20 protein-coding genes are annotated in these 20,190 nt (G+C 74.6%); 9 read left to right on the forward strand and 11 right to left on the reverse strand.

Annotation, left to right across the window (positions count from 1 at the left end):
* Positions 1 to 86 precede the first annotated feature (86 nt).
* Positions 87 to 512, forward strand: a complete 426-nt coding sequence (locus LN652_RS12920) for a PNPOx family protein (RefSeq protein ID WP_230441043.1) — start codon at positions 87 to 89, stop codon at positions 510 to 512.
* A gap of 167 nt (positions 513 to 679) precedes the next feature.
* Here LN652_RS12920 and LN652_RS12925 read toward each other — a convergent pair whose 3' ends face one another.
* The 3 genes from LN652_RS12925 to LN652_RS12935 are packed head-to-tail and all read right to left on the reverse strand — an operon-like array spanning position 680 to position 3,236.
* Positions 680 to 1,177, reverse strand: a complete 498-nt coding sequence (locus LN652_RS12925) for an NTP transferase domain-containing protein (RefSeq protein ID WP_230441044.1) — start codon at positions 1,175 to 1,177, stop codon at positions 680 to 682.
* On the reverse strand, positions 1,174 to 2,505 hold the full coding sequence (locus LN652_RS12930; protein ID WP_230441045.1) for a GAF domain-containing sensor histidine kinase: 1,332 nt from the start codon (positions 2,503 to 2,505) through the stop codon (positions 1,174 to 1,176). Before LN652_RS12930 ends, LN652_RS12925 begins: the two co-directional genes overlap by 4 nt.
* A complete protein-coding gene (locus LN652_RS12935; RefSeq protein ID WP_230441046.1) occupies positions 2,502 to 3,236 on the reverse strand; it encodes a response regulator in 735 nt (244 codons plus the stop codon). Before LN652_RS12935 ends, LN652_RS12930 begins: the two co-directional genes overlap by 4 nt.
* 144 nt (positions 3,237 to 3,380) lie before the next feature.
* Here LN652_RS12935 and LN652_RS12940 point away from each other — a divergent pair, with 144 nt between their 5' ends.
* On the forward strand, positions 3,381 to 5,735 hold the full coding sequence (locus LN652_RS12940) for a bifunctional FO biosynthesis protein CofGH (RefSeq protein ID WP_230441047.1): 2,355 nt from the start codon (positions 3,381 to 3,383) through the stop codon (positions 5,733 to 5,735).
* 138 nt (positions 5,736 to 5,873) lie between these two features.
* Here the strand turns inward: LN652_RS12940 and LN652_RS12945 are convergent, their stop codons facing one another.
* Positions 5,874 to 6,749: an HDOD domain-containing protein gene (locus LN652_RS12945; protein WP_230441048.1), complete on the reverse strand. Its 876-nt coding sequence runs from the start codon at positions 6,747 to 6,749 to the stop codon at positions 5,874 to 5,876.
* A gap of 100 nt (positions 6,750 to 6,849) precedes the next feature.
* Positions 6,850 to 8,247, reverse strand: coding sequence for a replicative DNA helicase (dnaB, locus tag LN652_RS12950; protein ID WP_378519473.1), 1,398 nt, complete (start codon positions 8,245 to 8,247; stop codon positions 6,850 to 6,852).
* A gap of 558 nt (positions 8,248 to 8,805) precedes the next feature.
* On the opposite strand from dnaB, the gene LN652_RS12955 reads away from it, so the two are divergent.
* From LN652_RS12955 to LN652_RS12965, 3 genes are read left to right on the forward strand one after another with little or no spacing between them, the layout of a single operon-like run.
* The gene (locus LN652_RS12955; RefSeq protein WP_230441050.1) at positions 8,806 to 10,131 is read left to right on the forward strand and encodes an MATE family efflux transporter; all 1,326 of its coding nucleotides are present in this window, start codon (positions 8,806 to 8,808) and stop codon (positions 10,129 to 10,131) included.
* Positions 10,132 to 10,184: 53 nt separating this feature from the next.
* Positions 10,185 to 11,369 (forward strand): hypothetical protein, encoded by a 1,185-nt coding sequence (locus LN652_RS12960; RefSeq protein WP_230441051.1) that lies wholly within the window; start codon positions 10,185 to 10,187, stop codon positions 11,367 to 11,369.
* A 37-nt stretch (positions 11,370 to 11,406) separates the two neighbouring features.
* On the forward strand, positions 11,407 to 11,838 hold the full coding sequence (locus LN652_RS12965; RefSeq protein WP_230441052.1) for a hypothetical protein: 432 nt from the start codon (positions 11,407 to 11,409) through the stop codon (positions 11,836 to 11,838).
* A 283-nt stretch (positions 11,839 to 12,121) separates the two neighbouring features.
* Here the strand turns inward: LN652_RS12965 and rplI are convergent, their stop codons facing one another.
* From rplI to LN652_RS12990, 5 genes are all read right to left on the reverse strand, one after another.
* Entirely contained in the window at positions 12,122 to 12,568 is a 447-nt protein-coding gene (gene rplI, locus LN652_RS12970) for a 50S ribosomal protein L9 (RefSeq protein ID WP_230441053.1), read from the reverse strand.
* Between the two features lie 14 nt (positions 12,569 to 12,582).
* A complete protein-coding gene (gene rpsR, locus LN652_RS12975) occupies positions 12,583 to 12,819 on the reverse strand; it encodes a 30S ribosomal protein S18 (protein WP_056603689.1) in 237 nt (78 codons plus the stop codon).
* 81 nt (positions 12,820 to 12,900) lie between these two features.
* On the reverse strand, positions 12,901 to 13,506 hold the full coding sequence (locus LN652_RS12980) for a single-stranded DNA-binding protein (RefSeq protein ID WP_230441054.1): 606 nt from the start codon (positions 13,504 to 13,506) through the stop codon (positions 12,901 to 12,903).
* 113 nt (positions 13,507 to 13,619) lie between these two features.
* Positions 13,620 to 13,910, reverse strand: a complete 291-nt coding sequence (gene rpsF, locus LN652_RS12985; RefSeq protein ID WP_211734562.1) for a 30S ribosomal protein S6 — start codon at positions 13,908 to 13,910, stop codon at positions 13,620 to 13,622.
* A gap of 195 nt (positions 13,911 to 14,105) precedes the next feature.
* Entirely contained in the window at positions 14,106 to 14,663 is a 558-nt protein-coding gene (locus tag LN652_RS12990) for a hypothetical protein (RefSeq protein WP_230441055.1), read from the reverse strand.
* A gap of 221 nt (positions 14,664 to 14,884) precedes the next feature.
* Here LN652_RS12990 and LN652_RS12995 point away from each other — a divergent pair, with 221 nt between their 5' ends.
* The 4 genes from LN652_RS12995 to LN652_RS13010 all read left to right on the forward strand — a co-directional run bounded on the left by LN652_RS12995 (position 14,885) and on the right by LN652_RS13010 (position 19,019).
* Entirely contained in the window at positions 14,885 to 15,817 is a 933-nt protein-coding gene (locus LN652_RS12995) for a serine/threonine-protein kinase (protein ID WP_230441056.1), read from the forward strand.
* On the forward strand, positions 15,814 to 16,623 hold the full coding sequence (locus LN652_RS13000) for a deoxyribonuclease IV (protein ID WP_230441057.1): 810 nt from the start codon (positions 15,814 to 15,816) through the stop codon (positions 16,621 to 16,623). The genes LN652_RS12995 and LN652_RS13000 overlap by 4 nt, the downstream gene beginning before the upstream one ends.
* A gap of 175 nt (positions 16,624 to 16,798) precedes the next feature.
* Positions 16,799 to 17,935, forward strand: coding sequence for a lipid II:glycine glycyltransferase FemX (locus tag LN652_RS13005; RefSeq protein ID WP_230441058.1), 1,137 nt, complete (start codon positions 16,799 to 16,801; stop codon positions 17,933 to 17,935).
* A 4-nt stretch (positions 17,936 to 17,939) separates the two neighbouring features.
* Positions 17,940 to 19,019: an alanine racemase gene (locus tag LN652_RS13010; RefSeq protein WP_230441059.1), complete on the forward strand. Its 1,080-nt coding sequence runs from the start codon at positions 17,940 to 17,942 to the stop codon at positions 19,017 to 19,019.
* Here the strand turns inward: LN652_RS13010 and LN652_RS13015 are convergent.
* Positions 18,930 to 20,186 carry a hypothetical protein gene (locus LN652_RS13015; RefSeq protein ID WP_230441060.1) on the reverse strand — a complete coding sequence of 419 codons (1,257 nt, stop codon included), beginning with the start codon at positions 20,184 to 20,186 and terminating at the stop codon, positions 18,930 to 18,932. The two genes, LN652_RS13010 and LN652_RS13015, sit on opposite strands and share 90 nt — an antisense overlap.
* Positions 20,187 to 20,190 lie beyond the last annotated feature (4 nt).

The following is a 20,190-nucleotide window of genomic DNA, read 5'->3' on the forward strand; positions in this document are numbered from 1 at the left end:
CGACGTTGAGCAACGCGTGATGGTGCTCGGCGCCGACGTCGGCGAGGCTGGGGGGCACCGGCACCGCGACCCACCGGGAGGACCCCATGCGGCTGGACCAGGAGACGGCAGCGGCCCGTCTGGACGCGCACGTGCACGGCGTGTTCTGCACCCTCCACCCCGAGCGCGGGCCGGCCCCGCTGCCCGTGGTCTACGCCGTGGTCGACGGCCACGTCGGGGTGCCGATCGACTCGGTGAAGCCGAAGAAGTCCTCCCGGCTCCAGCGCGAGGACAACCTCGCCGCCGACCCGCGCGGCTCCCTCCTCGTCGAGCACTGGGACCCCGACGACTGGTCGCGGCTGTGGTGGGTGCGTGCCGACACCGAGCACGTGCCCGACCCGGACCCGGCGCTGGTCGAGCGGCTCGCCGACGCGCTCGCCGGCACCGTGCGGCAGTACGCCGACAAGCCGTTCCACCGGGTGCTGGTGTGCCGGATCGTGAACCTCACCGGCTGGGCGGCCAGCGAGGACTGAGCCCCGGTCGGCTCAGGAGGCGGACGCCTGCCGCGCGGGGTCGGGCAGCCCGCTCGCGGCGAGCGCCGCCGCGGTGGCCGGCCCGACGCCGTGGCGCACCGCGTCGCGCAGGTCCTCCACGGTGTCGACGTCGAGGCGGGCGGCCGCCGGGACGTCGTCGAGGGACGTCAGTGCGAGGCCGCGGTGACCGCCGCGACGCGGGACCGTACGCGGTCGCGGTCGGCCCGCCGGGCGCCTGCAGGACGATCGTGGTCCCGGTGCCGGCGCGGTCGGCCACGAAGGCACCGGTCCGCGGGGCGAGCGCCGCCGCCGCGTCGCCGGTCGACGTCGGCGGCCCGCAGGCACGGGAGGTCGCCGGGGACGACCACCACCCACGCGTGCGGGTCGGCCTGCCGCGCGCGCGTCCCGGTCCGCACCGACGCCACGAGGTCGCGACCGCGGTCGGGCACGACGCGCGCCCCGAGCGCCTCGACCTGCTGGGCGACGACCGCGTCACCGGTGACGACGACGACCGCGGCGACCCGGGTGCTGGCCGCGAGCGCGGCCACCGTGTCGAGGGCGAAGGCCAGCGCGAGGTCGCGGCGGTGCTCGTCCGCGAGCGCGAGGCGGGACTTCGCCAGGTCCAGCCGCTTCACCGGCACCACGGCGGTCGCGCGCCGCGTCACGGACCGACCCCCGCCCCGTCGGGCAGCCGGAACTCCATCGTGGTCCCGGCCGACCCGGTCGCGCCGACCCGCAGGTCCCCGCCCATCGCGGACACCAGCCCGTGCGCGAGGCCCAGGCCCAGGCCGATGCTCTCCTCCTGCGCCCCCTCGTCGAGCGCGTCGACCGCGGTGCGCCCCGGCGCGGGGACGCCGCGCGCGTACGGCGAGAAGATCCGGTCGACCAGCTCGGTGGGGATGCCGGGACCGTCGTCGGCGACCGTCACCAGCACCGTGCGGTCGGGGCCGCCGGCCGCACGGACCTCCACGCGCCCACCCGGGTGGCCGTGCCGGATCGCGTTGGCCACGAGGTTGAGCACGACCTGGCGGAGCCGACGCCGGTCGGCGAGCACCACGACGTCGCCGCAGGCGGACCCCAGCACCACCCGGCGCTGCTCGGCGCGCGCGGCCAGCAGGGCGTACGCCTCGGCCACGACCTCGGGCACGAGCACCGGCTCCAGCCGCAGCGGCAGCGCGTTGGCCTCCAGCCGGCTCAGGTCGAGGACGTCGGAGAGCAGGTCCATCACGTGGCCGGCCGCAGCGCCGATGTGCCCGAGCGCCTCGCGGCGGCGCGCCTCGTCGAGGTCGATGGTGCCGAGCAGCTCGGCGAAGCCGACGATCGCCTGGATCGGGGTGCGGGCCTCGTGGCCGACGGCGGCGAGCAGCTCGGACTTGGCGTGGGAGAGCTCCTCGGCGGTGCGGCGCGCGGTCTCGGCCTCGAGCCGGGCCCGGCGCTCCTCGATCAGCCGGGCGTGGTCGATGGCGACCGAGGCGAGGTGGGTGAAGCGGTCCACCAGCGCCTGGTCGCGCTCGGTGGGGGCGTGCGGCAGCGGGTGGTAGACGGCGAAGGTGCCGACCGGGAGGCCGTCGCGGCCGTCGATGGGGGTCGACCAGCAGCTGCGCAGCCCGGCGTCGGTCGCCAGCGCGCGGTAGCGCGGCCAGCGCGCGTCGGTCAGCACGTCGACGGCCACGACCGGTGCGTTGGTGGCGGCGGCGGTGCCGCACGAGCCCTCGCCGTCGCCGACCGCGAGCCCGTCGATGGCGGCGACGTAGGCCTCCGGGAGGCTCGGCGCGGCGCCGTGGTGGAGGGTGCCGCGCTCGCGGTCGAGCAGCAGCACCGAGCAGCGCCCGCCCCCCATCAGGTCCTCGAGCGAGGTGAGGATCTCGGTGAGCACGTCGGCCAGCGGTGCCGCGCCGGCGATCAGCTCGAGCACGGCGGTCTGGCGGTCGAGCAGTGCCTGGACGTCGTCGAGGGCCAGCCCCGCGGACGGCTCGCGCGGCAGGGCGCTCACGGCTCGTCCACGAGCTGGTAGCCGACGCCGCGCACGGTGCGCAGCAGCCGCGGCGCGGACGGGTCGGGCTCGAGCTTCAGCCGCAGCCGGTGGACGTGCTCGGTCACGGTCGCCTCGCCCAGCCACTCCGACGAGGAGTTCCACACCCGGTCGAGCAGCTGGCTGCGGGAGAAGACGTGGCGCGGGTGGGTGGCGAGGAAGACCAGCAGGTCGAACTCCTTGGGCGTGAGGTCGACGTCGGTGCCGCCGCGGGTCACCCGGCGGCTGGCCGGCTCGATCCGCACGTCCGCGACCTCGACCGCCTCCTCGGCCAGCTCGGGCGACGTCCGCCGCAGGACCGAGCGCACCCGCGCGGCGAGCTCGCCCGGGGAGAACGGCTTGACCAGGTAGTCGTCGGCGCCGAGGTCGAGGCCGACGATGCGGTCGGTCTCGCCGTTGCGCCCGGACAGCACGATGATCGGGGTGTCGGAGCGGCCGACCCGCCCGCCCCGGACCGAGCGGAGGACGTCGAGGCCGCCCAGGCCGGGCAGGGAGAGGTCGAGCACGACGAGGGTCGGGTGGTCGTCGCGGATCCGGCGCAGCGCGGTCGGGCCGTCGTCGGCCTCGACCACCCGGAAGCCGGCGTCGTCGAGCTGCCAGCGCACGACCGTGCGGATCGCCTCGTCGTCGTCGACCACGAGCACGACGGGCGCGCGGGCGTCGCCGCTGCGCTCGGTCGCTGCCTGACCCATGGGTGATGGGTACCACAGGCGGGCGCGCCGGTCACGCGAGCCGAGCGACGCGTTGTGCGTGCGTTGAGGTCGCGTTGGCCACGAGGTGAGACGGAGGCCCCAGACTGGCTGCCATGACGGCCGGCGACCGCGCATGATGCGCGCATGACCTCGTTGCTGCAGCTGCCGACCGCGGAGCTCCTCGGGCGGGCCGCGGCGCGCCGCGACGCCCTGTTCGGGACGCGGGTGACGTACTCCCCCAAGGTCTTCGTGCCGCTGACCACGCTGTGCCGCGACCGCTGCGGCTACTGCACGTTCGCGGAGTCGCCGCGCACCGCCCGCGCGCCCTACATGACGCCGGAGGAGGTGCTGGCGGTCGCCCGGCAGGGCGCCGCGGCGGGCTGCCACGAGGCGCTCTTCACGCTGGGCGAGGCACCCGAGCTGCGCTACCCGGAGGCCCGCGCCTGGCTCGACGCCCACGGCCACGCCTCGACGGTGTCCTACCTCGCCGAGGTGGCCGGGCTCGTGCTCGAGGAGACCGGGCTGCTGCCCCACGCCAACGCCGGCGCGCTGGCCGGCGAGGAGCTCGCGCTGCTGCGGACGGTCAGCGCGTCGCAGGGGATGATGCTGGAGAGCCTGCGCCCCGACCTCGCCGCCCACCGCGGCGCCCCCGACAAGGAGCCGGCCCGCCGGCTCGCGACCCTGGACGCGGCCGGCCGGCTGCGGATCCCGTTCACCACCGGCATCCTCGTCGGGATCGGCGAGGACGAGGCCGACCGGCTCGAGGCGGTGGAGGCGATCGCCCGCTCGCACGCCGAGCACGGCCACGTCCAGGAGGTGATCGTCCAGAACTTCCTGCCCAAGCCCGGCACCGCGATGCGCGACGCGCCACCGGCCCGGCACGAGGACCACGTCCGGGCCATCGCGCTGGCGCGGCTGGTGCTGCCCGACGACGTGCGCGTCCAGGCGCCGCCCAACCTCTCCGCGCCCGAGGAGCTCGCCGGGCTGCTCGCCGCCGGCATCGACGACTGGGGCGGGGTCTCGCCGGTCACGCGCGACCACGTCAACCCCGAGCGGCCCTGGCCCTCCCTCGACGTGCTGCGCGGCGCGACCGAGGCGGCCGGCCACCAGCTCGCGCCGCGGCTCACGATCCACCCCCACCTCGCCGCCGACCCCGGGCGCTGGCTCGACCCCGCCCTGCGGTTCCCGGTCCTCGACCGCGCCGACGCCGAGCTGCTCGGCCGCGACGACCCGGGCGCGCTGTGGCCGGAGCGGCACCAGGACGCCGCCAACGTCGGCACCGGCGCGGAGGTGGTCCAGGTCGGGCGACGGTCGACCGCGTGGTTCTCCGGGGCCGGCGTCGACCCCGTCCCGGTCCGCGCCGGGACCGCGGCGATCGGCGGTCCGGTGCGCGAGGTGCTCGACGGCGTACGCCTCGGGCAGGAGGTCGGCGCCGACGAGCTGCTGGCCCTCTTCACCGCCCGCGGCGGCGAGGTCGCGGCCGTCGCCGAGGTCGCCGACGAGGTGCGCCGGCGGGTGGCCGGCGACGAGGTGACCTTCGTGGTCAACCGCAACATCAACTACACCAACGTCTGCACCTACCGGTGCACCTTCTGCGGCTTCTCCAAGGGCCCGCTGTCGCTCAACCTGCGCGGCAAGCCGTACCTGCTGACCCTCGAGGAGGTCGCCGAGCGCAGCGCGGAGGCGGCGGCGCTCGGCGCGACGGAGGTCTGCCTGCAAGGCGGCATCCACCCGAGCTTCGACGGCAACTTCTACGTCGACGTGGCGCGCGCCGTGCACGAGCGGGTGCCGGGGATGCACATCCACGGCTTCACCGCGCTCGAGGTGCTCGAGGGCTCGCGCCGGCTCGGCGAGCCGCTGGCCGACTACCTGCGCCGGCTCCAGGACGCCGGCCTGCGCTCGCTGCCCGGCACCGCCGCGGAGATCCTCGACGACGAGGTGCGCGCGGTGCTGTGCCCCGACAAGGTGACCACCGAGGAGTGGCTCGAGGTGCACCGGCAGGCGCACGCGGTCGGGCTGCGCAGCAACGTCACGATGATGTTCGGCTCCGTCGAGCACCCGCGGCACTGGGTCACCCACCTGCTGCGCACCCGCGCCCTCCAGCGCGAGACCGGCGGCTTCACCGAGTTCGTCGGGCTGCCGTTCGTGCACATGGCCGCGCCGGTCTACCTCAAGCGCGCCGCCCGCCGCGGGCCGACCTGGCGCGAGACCGTGCTGGTCCACGCCGTCGCCCGGATCGCGTACGCCTCGGACATCCGCAACGTGCAGGCGTCCTGGGTCAAGCTCGGCCCCGTCGGCGCCCGGCAGCTGCTCGCCGCGGGCGTCAACGACCTCGGCGGGACGCTGATGGACGAGAACATCAGCCGCGCCGCCGGCGCCAGCCACGGCCAGGGACTCACCCCCGCCGACCTCGCCGACATCGCCCGGGACGCTGGACGTCCGCTGCGCCAGCGCACGACGCTCTACGGCGAGGTGCCGGCGGCGGCGCCCGTGGCCTGAGGTCGCGCGGGGGGCAACCCCGTCCCCGACCGGGGGTAGTCCAGTGACGGATGGCTGCCCGGAGGCCGTCCTGACAGCCATCCCTCACTGGACTACCCCGAGGGGGTCTGCGGGATCGTCCTCGACGGGCAGCGGGCGTCAGCCGGCGTACCGGTCGGCGACCGCCTCGAACCGCTCGCGCGACATGGCGACGATGGTGGAGAAGTCGTCCTCCTCGTCGAGGTGCAGGATCCGCATCAGGGGTGCGATGTCGCCGTGCTGGGCGGCGTGCGCCCCGCGCTCGACGCTGCCCTCGGGGGAGGTGATCTCGTACGACATCACGCACGCCAGGCCCACGGCCGCGCTCACGACGGACAGCTCGTCGTGCACCTCGTGGTGGTCGCGGATGCCGGCGACGATCGTGCGGGGCAGGCCCCACGCCTCGGCCACGGTGCTCCCGATGTCGGCGTGGGTGAGGCCGAACACCACGCGCTCGGTCTCGAGCTGGTCGACGCCATCGGTCTCCGAGGCCAGGGCCAGCATCTGGACGATCTGCTTCCCGAAGTGGCTGGCCAGCACGACCATGCCGAAGTCGTGCAGAAGGGCCGCGGTCGCGACCTCCGCCGGGACCGGCGTGTGCGCACGCGAGCGGATCACCTCCGCGGCGATGGACGCGGCCACCGAGCGCCGCCACAACGCACCGGGCTGCAGCCCGTAGGCCGGCAGCGCCTGCCCCATCCGACCGCTTACGCGCGAGGCCAGGACCAGGGACAGCAGCGTGCTCGGGCCCAGCCGGACGACGGCGGACCGCACCGACGTGACCTTGATCCGGCCGCCGAGGGCGGCGGAGTTGGCCCGGCGCAGCAGGTCGGCGGTCAGCACCACGTCGAGCGACACCGTCTCGGCGATCTCGCGGACGTCGCAGTCGGGGTCGGCGACCAGGGTGGCGAGGCGCGCGACCGTGTGCGGGAGCGGCTCGACGGACTCGGCGGCCGCCAGCAGGTCGGCGCGGTCGACCAGCGGGGGGGTGGTCATGTCCGTGACATCGGCCGGACCGGCCGTGACCTGAGGGCATTGCGGCACACCGGCCGGCGCTCCGGGTCGAGCGCGCGGAGCACCGCGCCCCGGACGTCGCTCAGCCGGCCGCCATGTCCACGAAGCGGGAGTAGTGACCCTGGAAGGCGACGGTGAGGTCGCGGGTGGGGCCGTTGCGGTGCTTGACCACGAGCAGGTCGGCCTCGCCGGGGCGGGTCGACTCCTTCTCGTAGACGTCGTCGCGGTGGAGCAGGATCACCATGTCGGCGTCCTGCTCGAGCGAGCCGGACTCACGCAGGTCGCTCATCATCGGGCGCTTGTCGCCACGCTGCTCGGGACCACGGTTGAGCTGGGACAGCGCGATGATCGGGCACTCGAGCTCCTTGGCGAGGAGCTTGATGTTGCGGGAGAACTCCGAGACCTCGAGCTGGCGGGACTCGACCTTCTTGCCCGAGCTCATCAGCTGCATGTAGTCGATGACGATGAGCTTGAGGTCGTGGCGCTGCTTGAGCCGGCGGGCCTTGGCCCGGATCTCCATCATCGTCATGTTGGGGCTGTCGTCGATGAACATCGGTGCCCCGGAGACCTGGCCCATCTTGCGCGCCAGCTTCTCCCAGTCGTCGTCGCGCATCGTGCCGTTGCGGATGTGGTTGAGCGGCACCTTCGCCTCCGCGGAGAGCAGGCGCATCATGATCTCCGAGCGCGTCATCTCGAGGCTGAAGAAGACGCTGGTCAGGTTGTTGTGGATCGACGCCGCGCGGCAGAAGTCGAGGGCGAGGGTCGACTTTCCCATGGCGGGTCGCGCCGCGACGATGATCATCTGGCCGGAGTGCAGGCCGTTGGTGAGGTCGTCGAGGTCGGCGAACCCGGTCGGCACGCCGTAGAGCCCCGCCTCCCGGTTGCCGATCGCCTCGATCTCGTCGAGGACGCCGCTCATGATGTCGCTCAGCGGCGCGTAGTCGACGGCCGCGCGCCGGTCGGTGACCTTGTAGACCTCGGCCTGGGCGGAGTCGACGACGTCGTCGATCTGGCCCTCGCCGGCGTAGCCGAGCTGGGCGATGCGGGTGCCGGCCTCGACCAGGCGGCGCAGGATCGCCTTGTCGCGCACGATCTCGGCGTAGTAGCCGGCGTTGGCCGCGATCGGGACGTTGGCCGAGAGGGTGTGGAGGTAGGGCGCACCGCCGATGCGCTGCAGCTCGCCCCGCTTCTGCAGCTCGGCGGCCACGGTGATCGGGTCGGCCGGCTCGCCGCGGCCGTAGAGGTCGATGATCGCGTCGTGGATGACCTCGTGGGCCGGGCGGTAGTAGTCGACGGCCTTGATCACGTCGACGACGTCGGCGATGGCGTCCTTCGACAGCAGCATCGACCCGAGCACGCTCTGCTCGGCCGCGTTGTCCTGCGGCGGGGTGCGGTCGCCCGGGGAGCGCGGGGACTCGCCCGGCTCGTAGGCCGCGGGGCCGTCGCCCCACGCCTCGTCGGTGTCCCCCTCGAAGGCGATGCTCACCGCTGCTCCCTTCCCTGCTCGCTGGACCCGACGCTAGGCCAGACCTCCGACACCGTCGCCGGATCCCGGGACCGCATGTCGCGACCGACGCACGTCCGGGTCACCGGCACCTGGCCCGACTGCTGGTCCGCGCGAGACCGTACGCGCTGGCGGGGCGTTCCGGGAAGCCGACGAGCCCGAGTTATCCACAGGCCATGTGGACAAGCTGGGTACGACCGTGGACGACACGCCGCGGGCTGCGTACACAGCGTGGACAGACCTGTGGACAGAACGCGGGAACCGGCCGGGTGTAGCGCTCTGACCTGCGCAAACGCCTCGGTCGGGCTGTGGACGCAAAGTTTTCTCCCGGATGTCGTCGTTCACCCGTCCGCCATCTGGGAGACGCCTGTTGCTTTGTCGACACGGCGTCGTGACCCCGGCCACCCGTCGCTCATCCACACCGCCATTCACAGGTGGTCCGAACGGGCTATGTACACCCGCCGGGCCGGTTCGGTAACGGCCCCCGCGGACGGCCGGTGGCCCCTGGCCGGGGGCGGTTCCTAGGGTGGAGCCGTGAAGGCCGTCGACCGGGAGATCCTCCGCCTGGCCGTGCCGGCCTTCCTCGCCCTGGTCGCCGAGCCGCTCTTCCTGCTCTCCGACGCAGCGGTCGTCGGGCACCTCGGCACCCCCGAGCTCGCCGGCCTCGGCGTCGCCGCGGTCGTCCTGCAGACCGTGGTCGGGCTGTGCGTGTTCCTCGCCTACGGCACGACCGCCAGCGTCGCGCGCCACCTCGGCGCCGGGGACCTGCGCGCCGCGCTCGCCCAGGGCGTCGACGGCGTCTGGCTCGCGGTGCTGATCGGCACGATCGCGACGGTCCTCGGCATCGCGCTGACCCCGGCCCTCGTGGGTGCGTTCGGCACGGGGGCCGAGGTCGCGGACCACGCCGAGACCTACCTCGCCATCGCCTTCCTCGGCACCACGCCCCTGCTGGTCATGCTCGCCACCACCGGGGTGCTCCGCGGCCTGCAGGACACCCGGACCCCGCTGCTCGTGGCGGTCGCCGGCAACGGCCTCAACATCGTGCTCAACGTCGTCCTGGTCTACGGCCTGGGCCTCGGGATCGCCGGCTCCGCGATCGGGTCGGTCGTCGCGCAGGTGCTGTCCGCCGCCTGGCTGGTCACCGTCGTCGTGCGGGCGGCCCGCGAGCACGACGCCCCGCTCTCCCCCGACCGGGCCGGCATCCGGGCCGCCGCCCACGCCGCCGTCGCGCTCGTCGTCCGCACCCTCGCGCTGCGCGCCTGCCTGCTGGTCGGCACGTACGCCGTGACCCGCGCCGGCGGCCACGACGTCGACGTCAACATCGCCACCCACCAGGTCGCGATCACGCTCTGGTCCTTCCTCGCCTTCGCCCTCGACGCCATCGCGATCGCCGCCCAGGCCCTCACCGGCCGCGCGCTCGGCGAGGGCGACGTCGCCACCACCCGCCGCCTCACCCGCCGGATGGTGCAGTGGGGGTGGGGCAGCGGGCTGGTGGCCGGGCTCGCGCTCGCGGCCGCCGCCCCGTTCGTCGGAGCCCTGTTCACGACCGACCCCGAGGTCCGCGCCGCCCTGGTCCCGGTGCTCCTGGTCGCGGCCGCCGGGCAGCCGCTCGCCGGGCTGGTGTTCGTCCTCGACGGCGTGCTCATCGGCGCCGGTGACGGCACCTTCCTCGCCCGGGCCGGCCTCGTGGTGCTCGCGGCGTACGCCCCTGCCGCGCTGTTCGCCGCGACCCTCCCCCACGGCCTGGTCATGGTCTGGGTCGCGATGACCGTGGTCTTCATGGGCTCGCGCGGGGCGCTGCTGTGGTGGCGGGCGCGCGGCGACGCCTGGCTCGTAACCGGGGCGACGCTCGCCCGTTGAGCCTCTCGGAGGGAGCGCCGGCACCCGGCTGGGCGCACCGGAGGGAGTCCACCATGACCACGACCCGGGCACGCCGACCGGCGAGCGCCCTCGTGCTCGTCCTGGCCACGTCTACCCTGCTCGTCGCGGGCACCGCTCCGGCGGGAGCCGAGCCCGGCTGCCTCGACGAGTCGCCGCCGACCGTGATCGGGCTCCCGAGCGGCAACGGCTGCGACGACTCGACGCCGCCGGACACGCTCCTCACGCCCTCCACCGCGCCGAACGGGGCCGGCATGGTGCCGACCGCGACCATGTCGTTCAGCTTCACCGCCGCGGTCTCCGACGCCGACGCCGGGCCCTTCGGCTTCGAGTGCGCCTTCGCCACCCCGGCCGCTCCGTCCCCGGCCTGGGAGGCGTGCACCAGCCCGGTCGCGCTGCCGGCGCAGGCCGACGCCCCGGCCGGCTCGTACGGCTTCCGCGTCCGCGCCGTCGACCTCGGTGACCGCTCGCGGACCCCCGACACCAACCCGCTGCTGCCGCCGCAGGTCGCCGACACCCCCGACGAGGACCCCACCCCGGCCTCCCTCACCTGGGGGCAGGACACCAAGGCGCCCTTCGTCTTCATCACCCGCAGCGCCTACGACGAGGCGACCCCCACCCAGCCGGTCATCACCACCCCCAGCGTCCCGCTGCGGCTCGACAGCAACGAGCCCGGCAGCACCTTCGAGTGCCGCGACGGCGAGCGGGCCGTCGCCTGCACCGGCGGCCGCTGGTCGCTGGCGGACCCGCGACCCGGGCGCCACGTCTTCACCGCCCGCACCGTCGACGGCGGCGGCAACGTCAGCGAGTGGGCCGACCCCGTCGAGTTCTTCGTGCCGTCGGACCTGCGCCGGACCCGCGGCTGGACGAAGGTCCGCGGCGATGGCTACGTCGACGGCGACGCACTCCGGGCGACCCGTCGTGGCGCCCGGCTGGTGCTGCCCCGGACCGCGGTCGGCGAGCTGCGGCTGATCGCGGCCTCGGGGCAGCGCCTGGGCTCGGTGCGGGTGCGCGTCGGCCGGCGCGACTGGCACGTCGTCGACCTCTCCGGCCCCCGGTCCCCGCTCGTGCAGCACGTCGTCATCGACCGCTACTCCGGGATGCGCACCGGGCGCATCGTCATCGAGTCGCTCTCCGCACGGCCCGTGGTCGTCGACGCCGTCGTCGCCCGCCCGAACCGCTTCCCCGCCGGCCACCAGCGCACCGGCGCCGACGGCTGACGCGGAACGTCGCGCCCCGCCCGCGCGTCCGACCCCCATGACGATCTCGGTACGTCACCTCATCGTCCTCGCCACGTGCGCCACCCTGCTCACCGCCTGCGGCGGATCGAGCGACCCGACCCCGGAGGACGCCGTGGACCCCAGCGCCTCGTCCAGCCCCTCGTCCAGCCCCTCGTCCAGCCCCTCGTCCAGCCCCGCGGACGGCTCGCCCCCGGTCACCGGCGCGACCCGCGAGGCGGTGGCTGACCTGGCGCAGCGGCTGGGCCTCGAGCCCGGCGACGTGGAGGTGGTCGCGGTCGAGGACGTGACCTGGCGTGACGGCAGCCGCGGCTGCGCCGAGCCGGGCACGATGTACACCCAGGCGCTGGTCGAGGGGACGCGGATCACGCTGCGCGCCGACGGCACCGACCACGAGTACCACTCCGGCGGCGGCCAGCCGCCGACGCCCTGCGAGCAGCCCACCGAGTAGCCCGCTGCCCTCCCCGCCTGCCCCCGCCTCCCCGTCTCTGCCCGCCCCCGCTGTCCACATCCCTCGAGATAGTCCGCTGCGACCGGCCGGTTCAGCACGCCTGCGGACCGGCCGATCGCAGCGGACTATCGGGGAGGGTGTGGACGGCGGGCGCGCGGGGACGGGCGTACGCGCGGGCATAGCGCGGGCTCACGAGCGGGCAGCGGGCGGCCGCGGACGCGCAACGGCCCGCCACCTCCGGGGAGGGGCGGGCCGTGCGACTGGGTCGTGCGTCAGGCGGTGATCAGGCCGGGACGACGTTGAGGGCGACCGTGGCCGACACCTCGTCGTGCAGCTTCACCGACACCTCGTGGGCGCCGAGCGACTTGATCGGGTTGACGACCACGATGGTGCGGCGGTCGACCTTCTCGCCCGAGACCTCGGCGATCGCGTCGGCGATCTCCGCGGTCGTGACGGCACCGAACAGACGGCCGCCGGCACCGGCGCGGACCTTCACGTTGACCCCGCTCGCCTCGAGCTTGGTCTTGATCTCCTGGGCGTGGCCCTCGTCGCGCGCGGCGCGAGCCGAGCGGGCGGTCTTGATCGACTCGACGGTCTTCTCGCCGCCGCGGGTCCACTTGATGCCGAGGCCACGGGGGACGAGGTAGTTGCGGCCGTAGCCGTCCTTGACCTCGACCACGTCACCGGGGGCGCCGAGCCCGTCGACTTCCTGGGTCAGGATGAGCTTCATGTTCCGTGCTCCTCTCAGCGACCGGTGGACGTGTAGGGCAGCAGGGCGAGCTCGCGCGCGTTCTTGACGGCGATGGCCACGTCGCGCTGGTGCTGGACGCAGTTGCCGGTCACGCGACGGGCGCGGATCTTGCCGCGGTCGGAGATGAACTTGCGGAGCAGCGTGGTGTCCTTGTAGTCGACACCGGTCGCCTTCTCCTTGCAGAACTGGCAAACCTTCTTCTTGGGCTTGCGCAGAATTGCCTTGGCCATTGTGGTGCTCCCTTTCAGTGAGCCCGGCCCTGAAGGCAATCAGGGACGGAATGGAATGAATGTGTTGCTGGGTCTTCCGGATCAGAAGGGGGGCTCGTCGTTGCCGCCGCTGACCCCGGGCGTGGCCCACGGGTCGTTGGCGGGCGCGGACTGGCCGCCACCCTGCGGCTGGCCCTGGGACTGTCCGCCCCAGCCGCCGCCGCCCTGGGCGGGTGCCGGGCTGGCCCACGGGTCGTCGGCCGGTGCGGACTGCTGCCCGCCACCGCCACCGCCCGCGTAGCCGCCGCCACCGCCGGAGTAGCCGCCGCCACCGCCGCCGGACCGCTGCGTCTTGGTGACCTTCGCCGATGCGGAGCGCAGCGACGGGCCGACCTCCTCGACGTCGATCTCGAAGACGGTGCGCTTCTCGCCCTCACGGGTCTCGTACTGACGCGACTTGAGGCGACCCTGGACGATCACGCGCATCCCTCGCTGGAGGGACTCGGCGACGTTCTCCGCGGCCTGGCGCCAGACAGCGCAGGAGAGGAACAGCGTGTCGCCGTCCTTCCACTCGTTGCTCTGGCGGTCGAAGGTGCGCGGGGTCGACGCGATCCGGAAGTTCGCGACGGGTGCCCCCGAGGGGGTGAACCGCAGCTCCGGGTCGTCGACCAGGTTGCCGACAACGGTGATCGTGGTCTCGCCTGCCATGTCAGGTCTCCTCTAGATGTCCCTGTTGATCCGGGGTGCTCCCGGTGCCATGCCCATCAAACAGGCACGGACCGACAGCGGGAAGGTGCTATCCACAGATGCCGCGAGGGCGATCAGTGGGCGTCGGGACGCATGACCTTCGTGCGCAGGATCGACTCGTTCAGGCCGAGCTGGCGGTCGAACTCCTTGACCGTCGCGGGCTCCGCGGTCAGGTTGACGACGGCGTAGATGCCCTCGGCGTTCTTCTTGATCTCGTACGCCATCCGGCGACGACCCCACACGTCGACGGACTCGACCGAGCCGCCGTCCTTGCGGATCACGTTGAGGTACTTGTCGAGCGAGGGCTCGATGGTGCGCTCGTCGAGACTCGGGTCGAGGATGACCATCACTTCATAGGCACGCATAGCGGTCTCCACCTCCTCTGGGCTAGAGCGGCCACGGGCTTTCCGTGGCAGGAGGGCTGTGCGTCCGCGGCGCCTGGCATGGGGCCGGACCCGCGGTCGGTCGCCCGGAGGCAACCGGGAGAGGCTACCAGCGCGCGGCCGGCGCGCCGGAATCGTCGTGGGCCGACCGCGGTGGCCGGCACGGCGAGGCGTGGGTCAGGGAGCGGCGCGGCGCAGCGCGGCGAGCGCGGTGCCCGCGATCGAGCCCAGCAGCGCGAGCCAGTAGCCGACGCCGCGACCCTCGTCGAAGAGGTCGCACAGCGCTCCGAGGTCCTTGCTGCAGTCGGGCCCCGGCGTCGTCACCAGGGCGAGCAGGGTGAGCAGGGTGCCGAGCGCGAAGAGGGCGAGCACGACCGTGCGCGCGGGCAACCGGATGGCTGAGCCCACGAGGTGCAGCACCAGAACGGCAGCGCCGGCGAGGGCGAGCAGTGCCCCCAGCCAGCCCCACGCCCCGTGCCAGGCCGTGATCGAGGTGGTGTTCGACGCCGGCATCGGCACGTCGACCGACCACGTGTAGTAGGGCAGGAGGGAGCCCAGGAACACCAGCAGGCCGGCACCGATCGTCGCGAGGTCGAGCGGGTTCGCCTTCCTCAGCGTGGCGACGGCCTCGTCGGCCCGGCGCGAGGCGTCCGCGCTCGACCAGCCCGACCCCGGGGTCGCGGGATCGGGCGTCGGCTCGGGCGTCGGCTCGGCGCCGGGAGTGGTGTCGGACATGGGCTCTCCCCCTCTGGGTGGCCCGCGACCGGGGCCGTGCACGCGACGACGATGGCGTACGCCCCGGCCCGTCGGCAAGGGTGCTGGCACCAGGTCCGGACCAGCCGGTCACGGTGGTCGACGGGGTGGTCGGGCCGCGCGACGAGGGCTCCGCGCGTTCGTGCGCCGGGCACCCTGTGGAGGAACGCCCACGGACGGCCGAGGCGCCGTAGCGTCGGGACGTGTCCACGCACCCACGCTCCCGGTCCGGCACCGTGGTGGCCGGGCGCTACGCCCTCCTCGAGCAGGTGGGCGCGGGCGGCATGGGGTCGGTGTGGCGGGCCCGTGACGAGCGCACCGGCGACGAGGTCGCGGTCAAGGTGCTGGGCAGGCCCGGGTCGGCGCTGCTCGCCCGCTTCGTGCGGGAGCAGGCGGTGCGGGTGCGCCACCCGCACGTCGTCGCACCGCACGGCTGGGCGGCCGAGGACGACCTGGTGGTGCTGGCCATGGAGCTGGTGCGCGGCGGCTCGGTGGCCGACCTGCTGCGCGAGCACGGTCCGCTCGACGCCGGGACGGTCGCGCTGCTGGTCGAGCAGCTGCTGATGGGGCTCGGCGCGGTGCACGCCGCCGGGCTGGTGCACCGCGACGTCAAGCCCGCCAACCTGATGCTCGAGGCCACCTGCGACGGGGGGCCGCACCTGCGCCTGGGCGACTTCGGGGTGGCCGCACCCGTCGCCGACCGCCGCTTCACCACCGTCCCGGGCGCGATCGGCACCGACGGCTACATGGCGCCCGAGCAGGCACGCGGCGCCGCGCCCGACCCCACGCAGGACCTCTACGCGGTCGGCCGGGTCGCCCTCGAGCTGGTCACCGGGCTGCCGCCGCTGGAGCAGCGCGAGATCCCGTCCCACCCGCTGCGACCGCTGCTCGAGCGCCTGCTCGTGCCCGACCCCGAGCAGCGGATCGTCTCGGCGGAGGCCGCGTTGCGCCTGCTGCGCCGCCTGCCGGTGCCGCCGCCGGAGTGCCCCGCGGTCCCGGACCGCCTCGACCGCGCGTCCACCGGTGCCCCCGGCCCCGGGACGCCCGGTGCCGACGTCGTCGGCTGGGCGGCGGTCGCGGGCCTGCTCACCGTGATCGCGGGCTGTCTGTGGGTCCTCCTAGGGTGGTGGGCATGAGCACCCCGTCGCCCGCCCTCCCCGTCGGCGCCCACGTCGAGCAGACCGACCCGGTCGCCGAGGCCGTGGCCCGGCAGACCACGCTCGTGCAGTTCTTCCTGGGCGACCCGCAGGGCTACAAGGGCCCCGAGATCCGGTTCGAGGGCGGCGCGGCCGCGCTCCGCACGGCGGCTGCGGAGGCGGGGGTCGACCTCTACGTCCACGCGCCCTACGTCGTCAACGTCGCCACCACCAACAACCGGATCCGGATCCCGAGCCGCAAGCTGCTGCAGCAGCACATGGACGCCGCCGCCGAGATCGGCGCGAAGGGCCTGGTGGTCCACGGCGGCCACGTCGGCAAGGACGACGACCCGGCGGTCGGCTTCGACAACTGGCGCAAGGCGATCGAGGCCACCGACCTCAAGATCCCGCTGCTCATCGAGAACACCGCCGGCGGCGACAACGCGATGGCCCGCCACCTCGACCGGATCGCCGGCGTCTGGGACGCGGTCTCCTCCGCCGAGGGCGCCGACCGGGTCGGGTTCTGCCTCGACACCTGCCACGCCTGGGCGGGCGGCATCGAGCTCGGCGACGCGGTCGAGCGGATCCGCGCCATCACCGGCCGCATCGACCTGGTCCACGCCAACGACTCGCGCGACGCCTTCGACTCCGGCGCCGACCGGCACGCCAACTTCGGCCAGGGCCACCTGCCGCCCGACGAGTTCGCCGCGGTGGTCCGCGAGGCCGGCGCCCCGGTGATCTGCGAGACGCCCGGCGGTGCCGCCGAGCACGCCGCCGACTTCGCCTGGCTGCGCGAGCGCCTCTGACCCGGGTCCCCGCGCTCGAGGAGAGCGCGGCGAGGGCGCGGGCGACGGCGATCGGGAAAACCTGTCAAGAAAGTTCTGACACGGGTGCAACCAAAGCGGTGCGAGCGGCGTCTGTACCGGTGAAGGGACCAGACACGTACGGGGGTCGTGTCTGGTCCCTTGTAGCCTCTCCGGAGTGACGACCCGCCTGACGCTCCGCCCGATCTCCGCGCAGGAGCACCGCGACTTCATCGCCGGCCAGTCGTCCGCCAGCTTCCTCCAGACACCCGCGTGGGCGTCGGTGAAGGCGGAGTGGCGCTCGGAGTCGGTCGGCTGGCACGACGGCGACACGCTGGTCGGCGTCGGCCTCGTGCTCTACCGCCAGCTGCCGAAGGTGAAGCGCTACCTCGCCTACCTCCCCGAGGGCCCGGTCATCGACTGGGCCGACGACGACCTCGCCGCCTGGCTGGCCCCGCTGGTGTCGCACCTGAAGGCCAACGGCGCCTTCGCGGTGCGGATGGGTCCGCCCGTGGTGACCCGCCGCTGGTCGGCCGAGCAGGTCAAGGCCGGCATCGCCGACCCGGCCGTACGCCGCCTCGGCGACGTCCCGCCGCTCGAGCGCTGCCAGCAGGGTGCCCGGGTGGTCGCCCAGCTGCACGAGCTCGGGTGGCAGCAGCAGGGCACCGAGGGCGGCTTCGCGGCCGGCCAGCCGCAGTTCAACTTCCAGGTCCCGCTGGTCGGTGACGACGGCGCGCCGCGCACCGAGGCGGACGTGCTCGCCGGGATGAACCAGCTGTGGCGGCGCAACATCAAGAAGGCCGACAAGTCGGGGGTCGAGGTGCGTCGTGGCGGTCCCGAGGACCTCGAGGCGTTCCACGCCCTCTACGCCCACACCGCCGAGCGCGACCACTTCACCCCGCGCCCGCTGTCCTACTTCCGCACGATGGTCGACGCGCTCGGCGCCGAGGACCCCGACCGGATCCAGCTCTGGCTGGCCCGCCACGAGGGCGACCTCGTGGCGGCCACCATCGCGATCCGCGTCGGCACGCACGCTTGGTACTCCTACGGCGCCTCCTCGACCGAGAAGCGCGAGGTCCGCGGCTCCAACGCCGTGCAGTGGGCCATGATCCGCCACGCCCTCGCGGCGGGGGCCGCCGTCTACGACCTGCGCGGCATCACCGAGACCCTCGACGCCGACGACCCGCACGTCGGGCTGATCCAGTTCAAGGTCGGCACCGGCGGCCAGGCGGTCGAGCACGCCGGCGAGTGGGACCTGCCGCTCAACCGGGCGATCTACAAGGCGTTCCAGCTCTACCTGGCCCGGAGGGGGTGACGACGTGAGCCTCACCCTGACCGTCGACGGCGCGCGCTGGCGCGCCCACCTCCTCGCCACCGCCACCCGGAGCCCCGGCCTGGTCCCGGTGGCCAAGGGCAACGGCTACGGCCTGTCGCTCGGGCGCCTCGCCCGCCGGGCCCAGTGGCTGGCCGACCACGTCGCCGAGACCGGCGCCCCCCTCGACCTGCTCGCGGTCGGCACCTACGACGAGCTCGGCGAGGTGACCCCGCGCTACGACGGCGACGTCCTGGTGATGACCCCGTGGCGGCCCTTCGGCGCCGCCCTCGACCTCGACGACCGCACGGCCGCCCGGGTGGTGCACACGGTCAGCCGGCCCGACGACCTCGCCGCGCTGCGCGAGCGGCACCCGTCCGCCCGGTTCGTCCTCGAGCAGCTCACCTCGATGCGGCGCCACGGCATGACCCGGCGCGAGCTCGAGGCGGCGGCCCAGGCGCTCGGGACCGCGCGCAGCGGCCTGCGCGGCGTCGCGCTCCACCTGCCGCTGGGCACCACCTCCCACCTCGGCGAGGTGAGCCGGCTGGTCAACGACGTGGTGGCCTCCGGGCTGCCCACCCGCACGGTCTACGTCTCGCACCTCACGCACGCCGAGATGGGCACGCTCTCCAGCCGCTACCCGGACTTCACGATCCGCCCGCGGATCGGGACCGACCTCTGGCTCGGCGACCGCGGCGCGCTGCGGGTCACCGCCACGGTGCTCGACGTGCACCCGGTCGAGCGGGGCGACGTGTTCGGCTACCGCGGCCGCAGCGCCCCCAAGAGCGGGCACATCGTCGTGGTCAGCGGCGGCACCGCCCACGGCATCGGGCTCGAGGCACCCACCGGTGACCAGTCGCTGCGGGCGCGGGCCGCCACGCTGGCCCGCGGCGGCATGGACGCCGCCGGCTTCGTCCGCTCGCCGTTCTCCATCGACGGCAAGCAGCGGCTGTTCGCCGAGCCGCCGCACATGCAGGCGTCGATGCTGTTCCTGCCCTCAGGCGCGCGCACGCCCCGCATCGGTGAGCAGGTCGACGTCCGGGTGCGGTTCACCGCCACCGACGTCGACCGCGTCGTCGTCGACTGACGCGTCGGCCAGGACCGCCACCACCAGCCACAGCAGCCCCACCGTGCGGACCAGCACGGCCAGCCAGTAGGCCCGTACGTCGTCGGTCACGGTCGGCTCGATCGCCCCGCCGACGTACCAGCCGGTGACCACCCAGCTCACCACCTCGCAGGCCTGCCACACCAGCAGGTCGCGCCAGCGGCGCACCGCGAGGGCGGCGAGCGGCAGCACGACCAGGCCCAGCTCGGGTGCCGCCGAGCCGGACACGAGGATCGCCGCCACCAGCAGGACCAGCCCCGCGCCGGCGGCGGTGCGCGGTCCGCGGCGACCGGTCCGGGCCACCATCCACGCGACCGCGGCGGCGGCCAGGGCCAGCACCGCGACGGCGACGACGGTGCGGGTGGTGCGCGACGGGGTGTGGCCGGCCTGCTGGAGGACCAGCCAGAGCGAGCCGACGTCGGCCCGCTCGAGGTCGGCGCGCCCCGGGACGGTGACCACGACGTACGCCGCCGCCGCGGCGAGCACCGCGTCGAACCGGTCCCGCAGCCCGGCCCGGCCGTCGCGGCGGCCGACGGCGAGGACACCGGCGAGGGCCACCGCGACCGGCAGGGCCACCGCCGCGCCGATCCCGGCGCCGACGCCGGCGAGCCAGGGCCGCCCGGTGGTCCACCCCCAGAGCAGGACCGCGACGCCGACCGCGGCGAGCGCCTCCCACGACAGCCAGTGGACGACCAGGACGGGCGCCATCGCCCAGCCGGCCGCTGCCCACGGCCGCCGCGGGTCGACCCGCGCGAGGAGAGCGGTGGCGAGCAGGAGGAGCGGCGCGAGCAGGAGCGCGAGGCCGACCGCCGTCGCGACGGTGCCCGACCCCGGGACCAGCCCCGCGACGCGCTCCAGCAACCCCGTCACCTCGGGCGGGCCGGCCGAGGTCACCGGCCGGCCGGCGAGCGCGGTCCAGCAGAGCTCGGCGTAGGGCTGCTCCTCGTTGCCCCACCCGGACGGCACGCAGGCCGACTTGCTGACCATCCCCGCCGCGAGCGCGACGCCGGTGGCGCCGAGCAGGATGCGGGTGGGGGTCCACCACGGGTGGGTCCCGGCGTGCTCGCCGAGGGGTCCGCCGACGACCTCCGAGAGCCGGGCCGCGGTCGGGTCGGCCCGGGTCGGCGACTCCACCGCGGTCTCGTCCATCGCG

Source organism: Nocardioides okcheonensis, assembly GCF_020991065.1.
In the GTDB taxonomy this organism is placed as follows: domain Bacteria; phylum Actinomycetota; class Actinomycetes; order Propionibacteriales; family Nocardioidaceae; genus Nocardioides; species Nocardioides okcheonensis.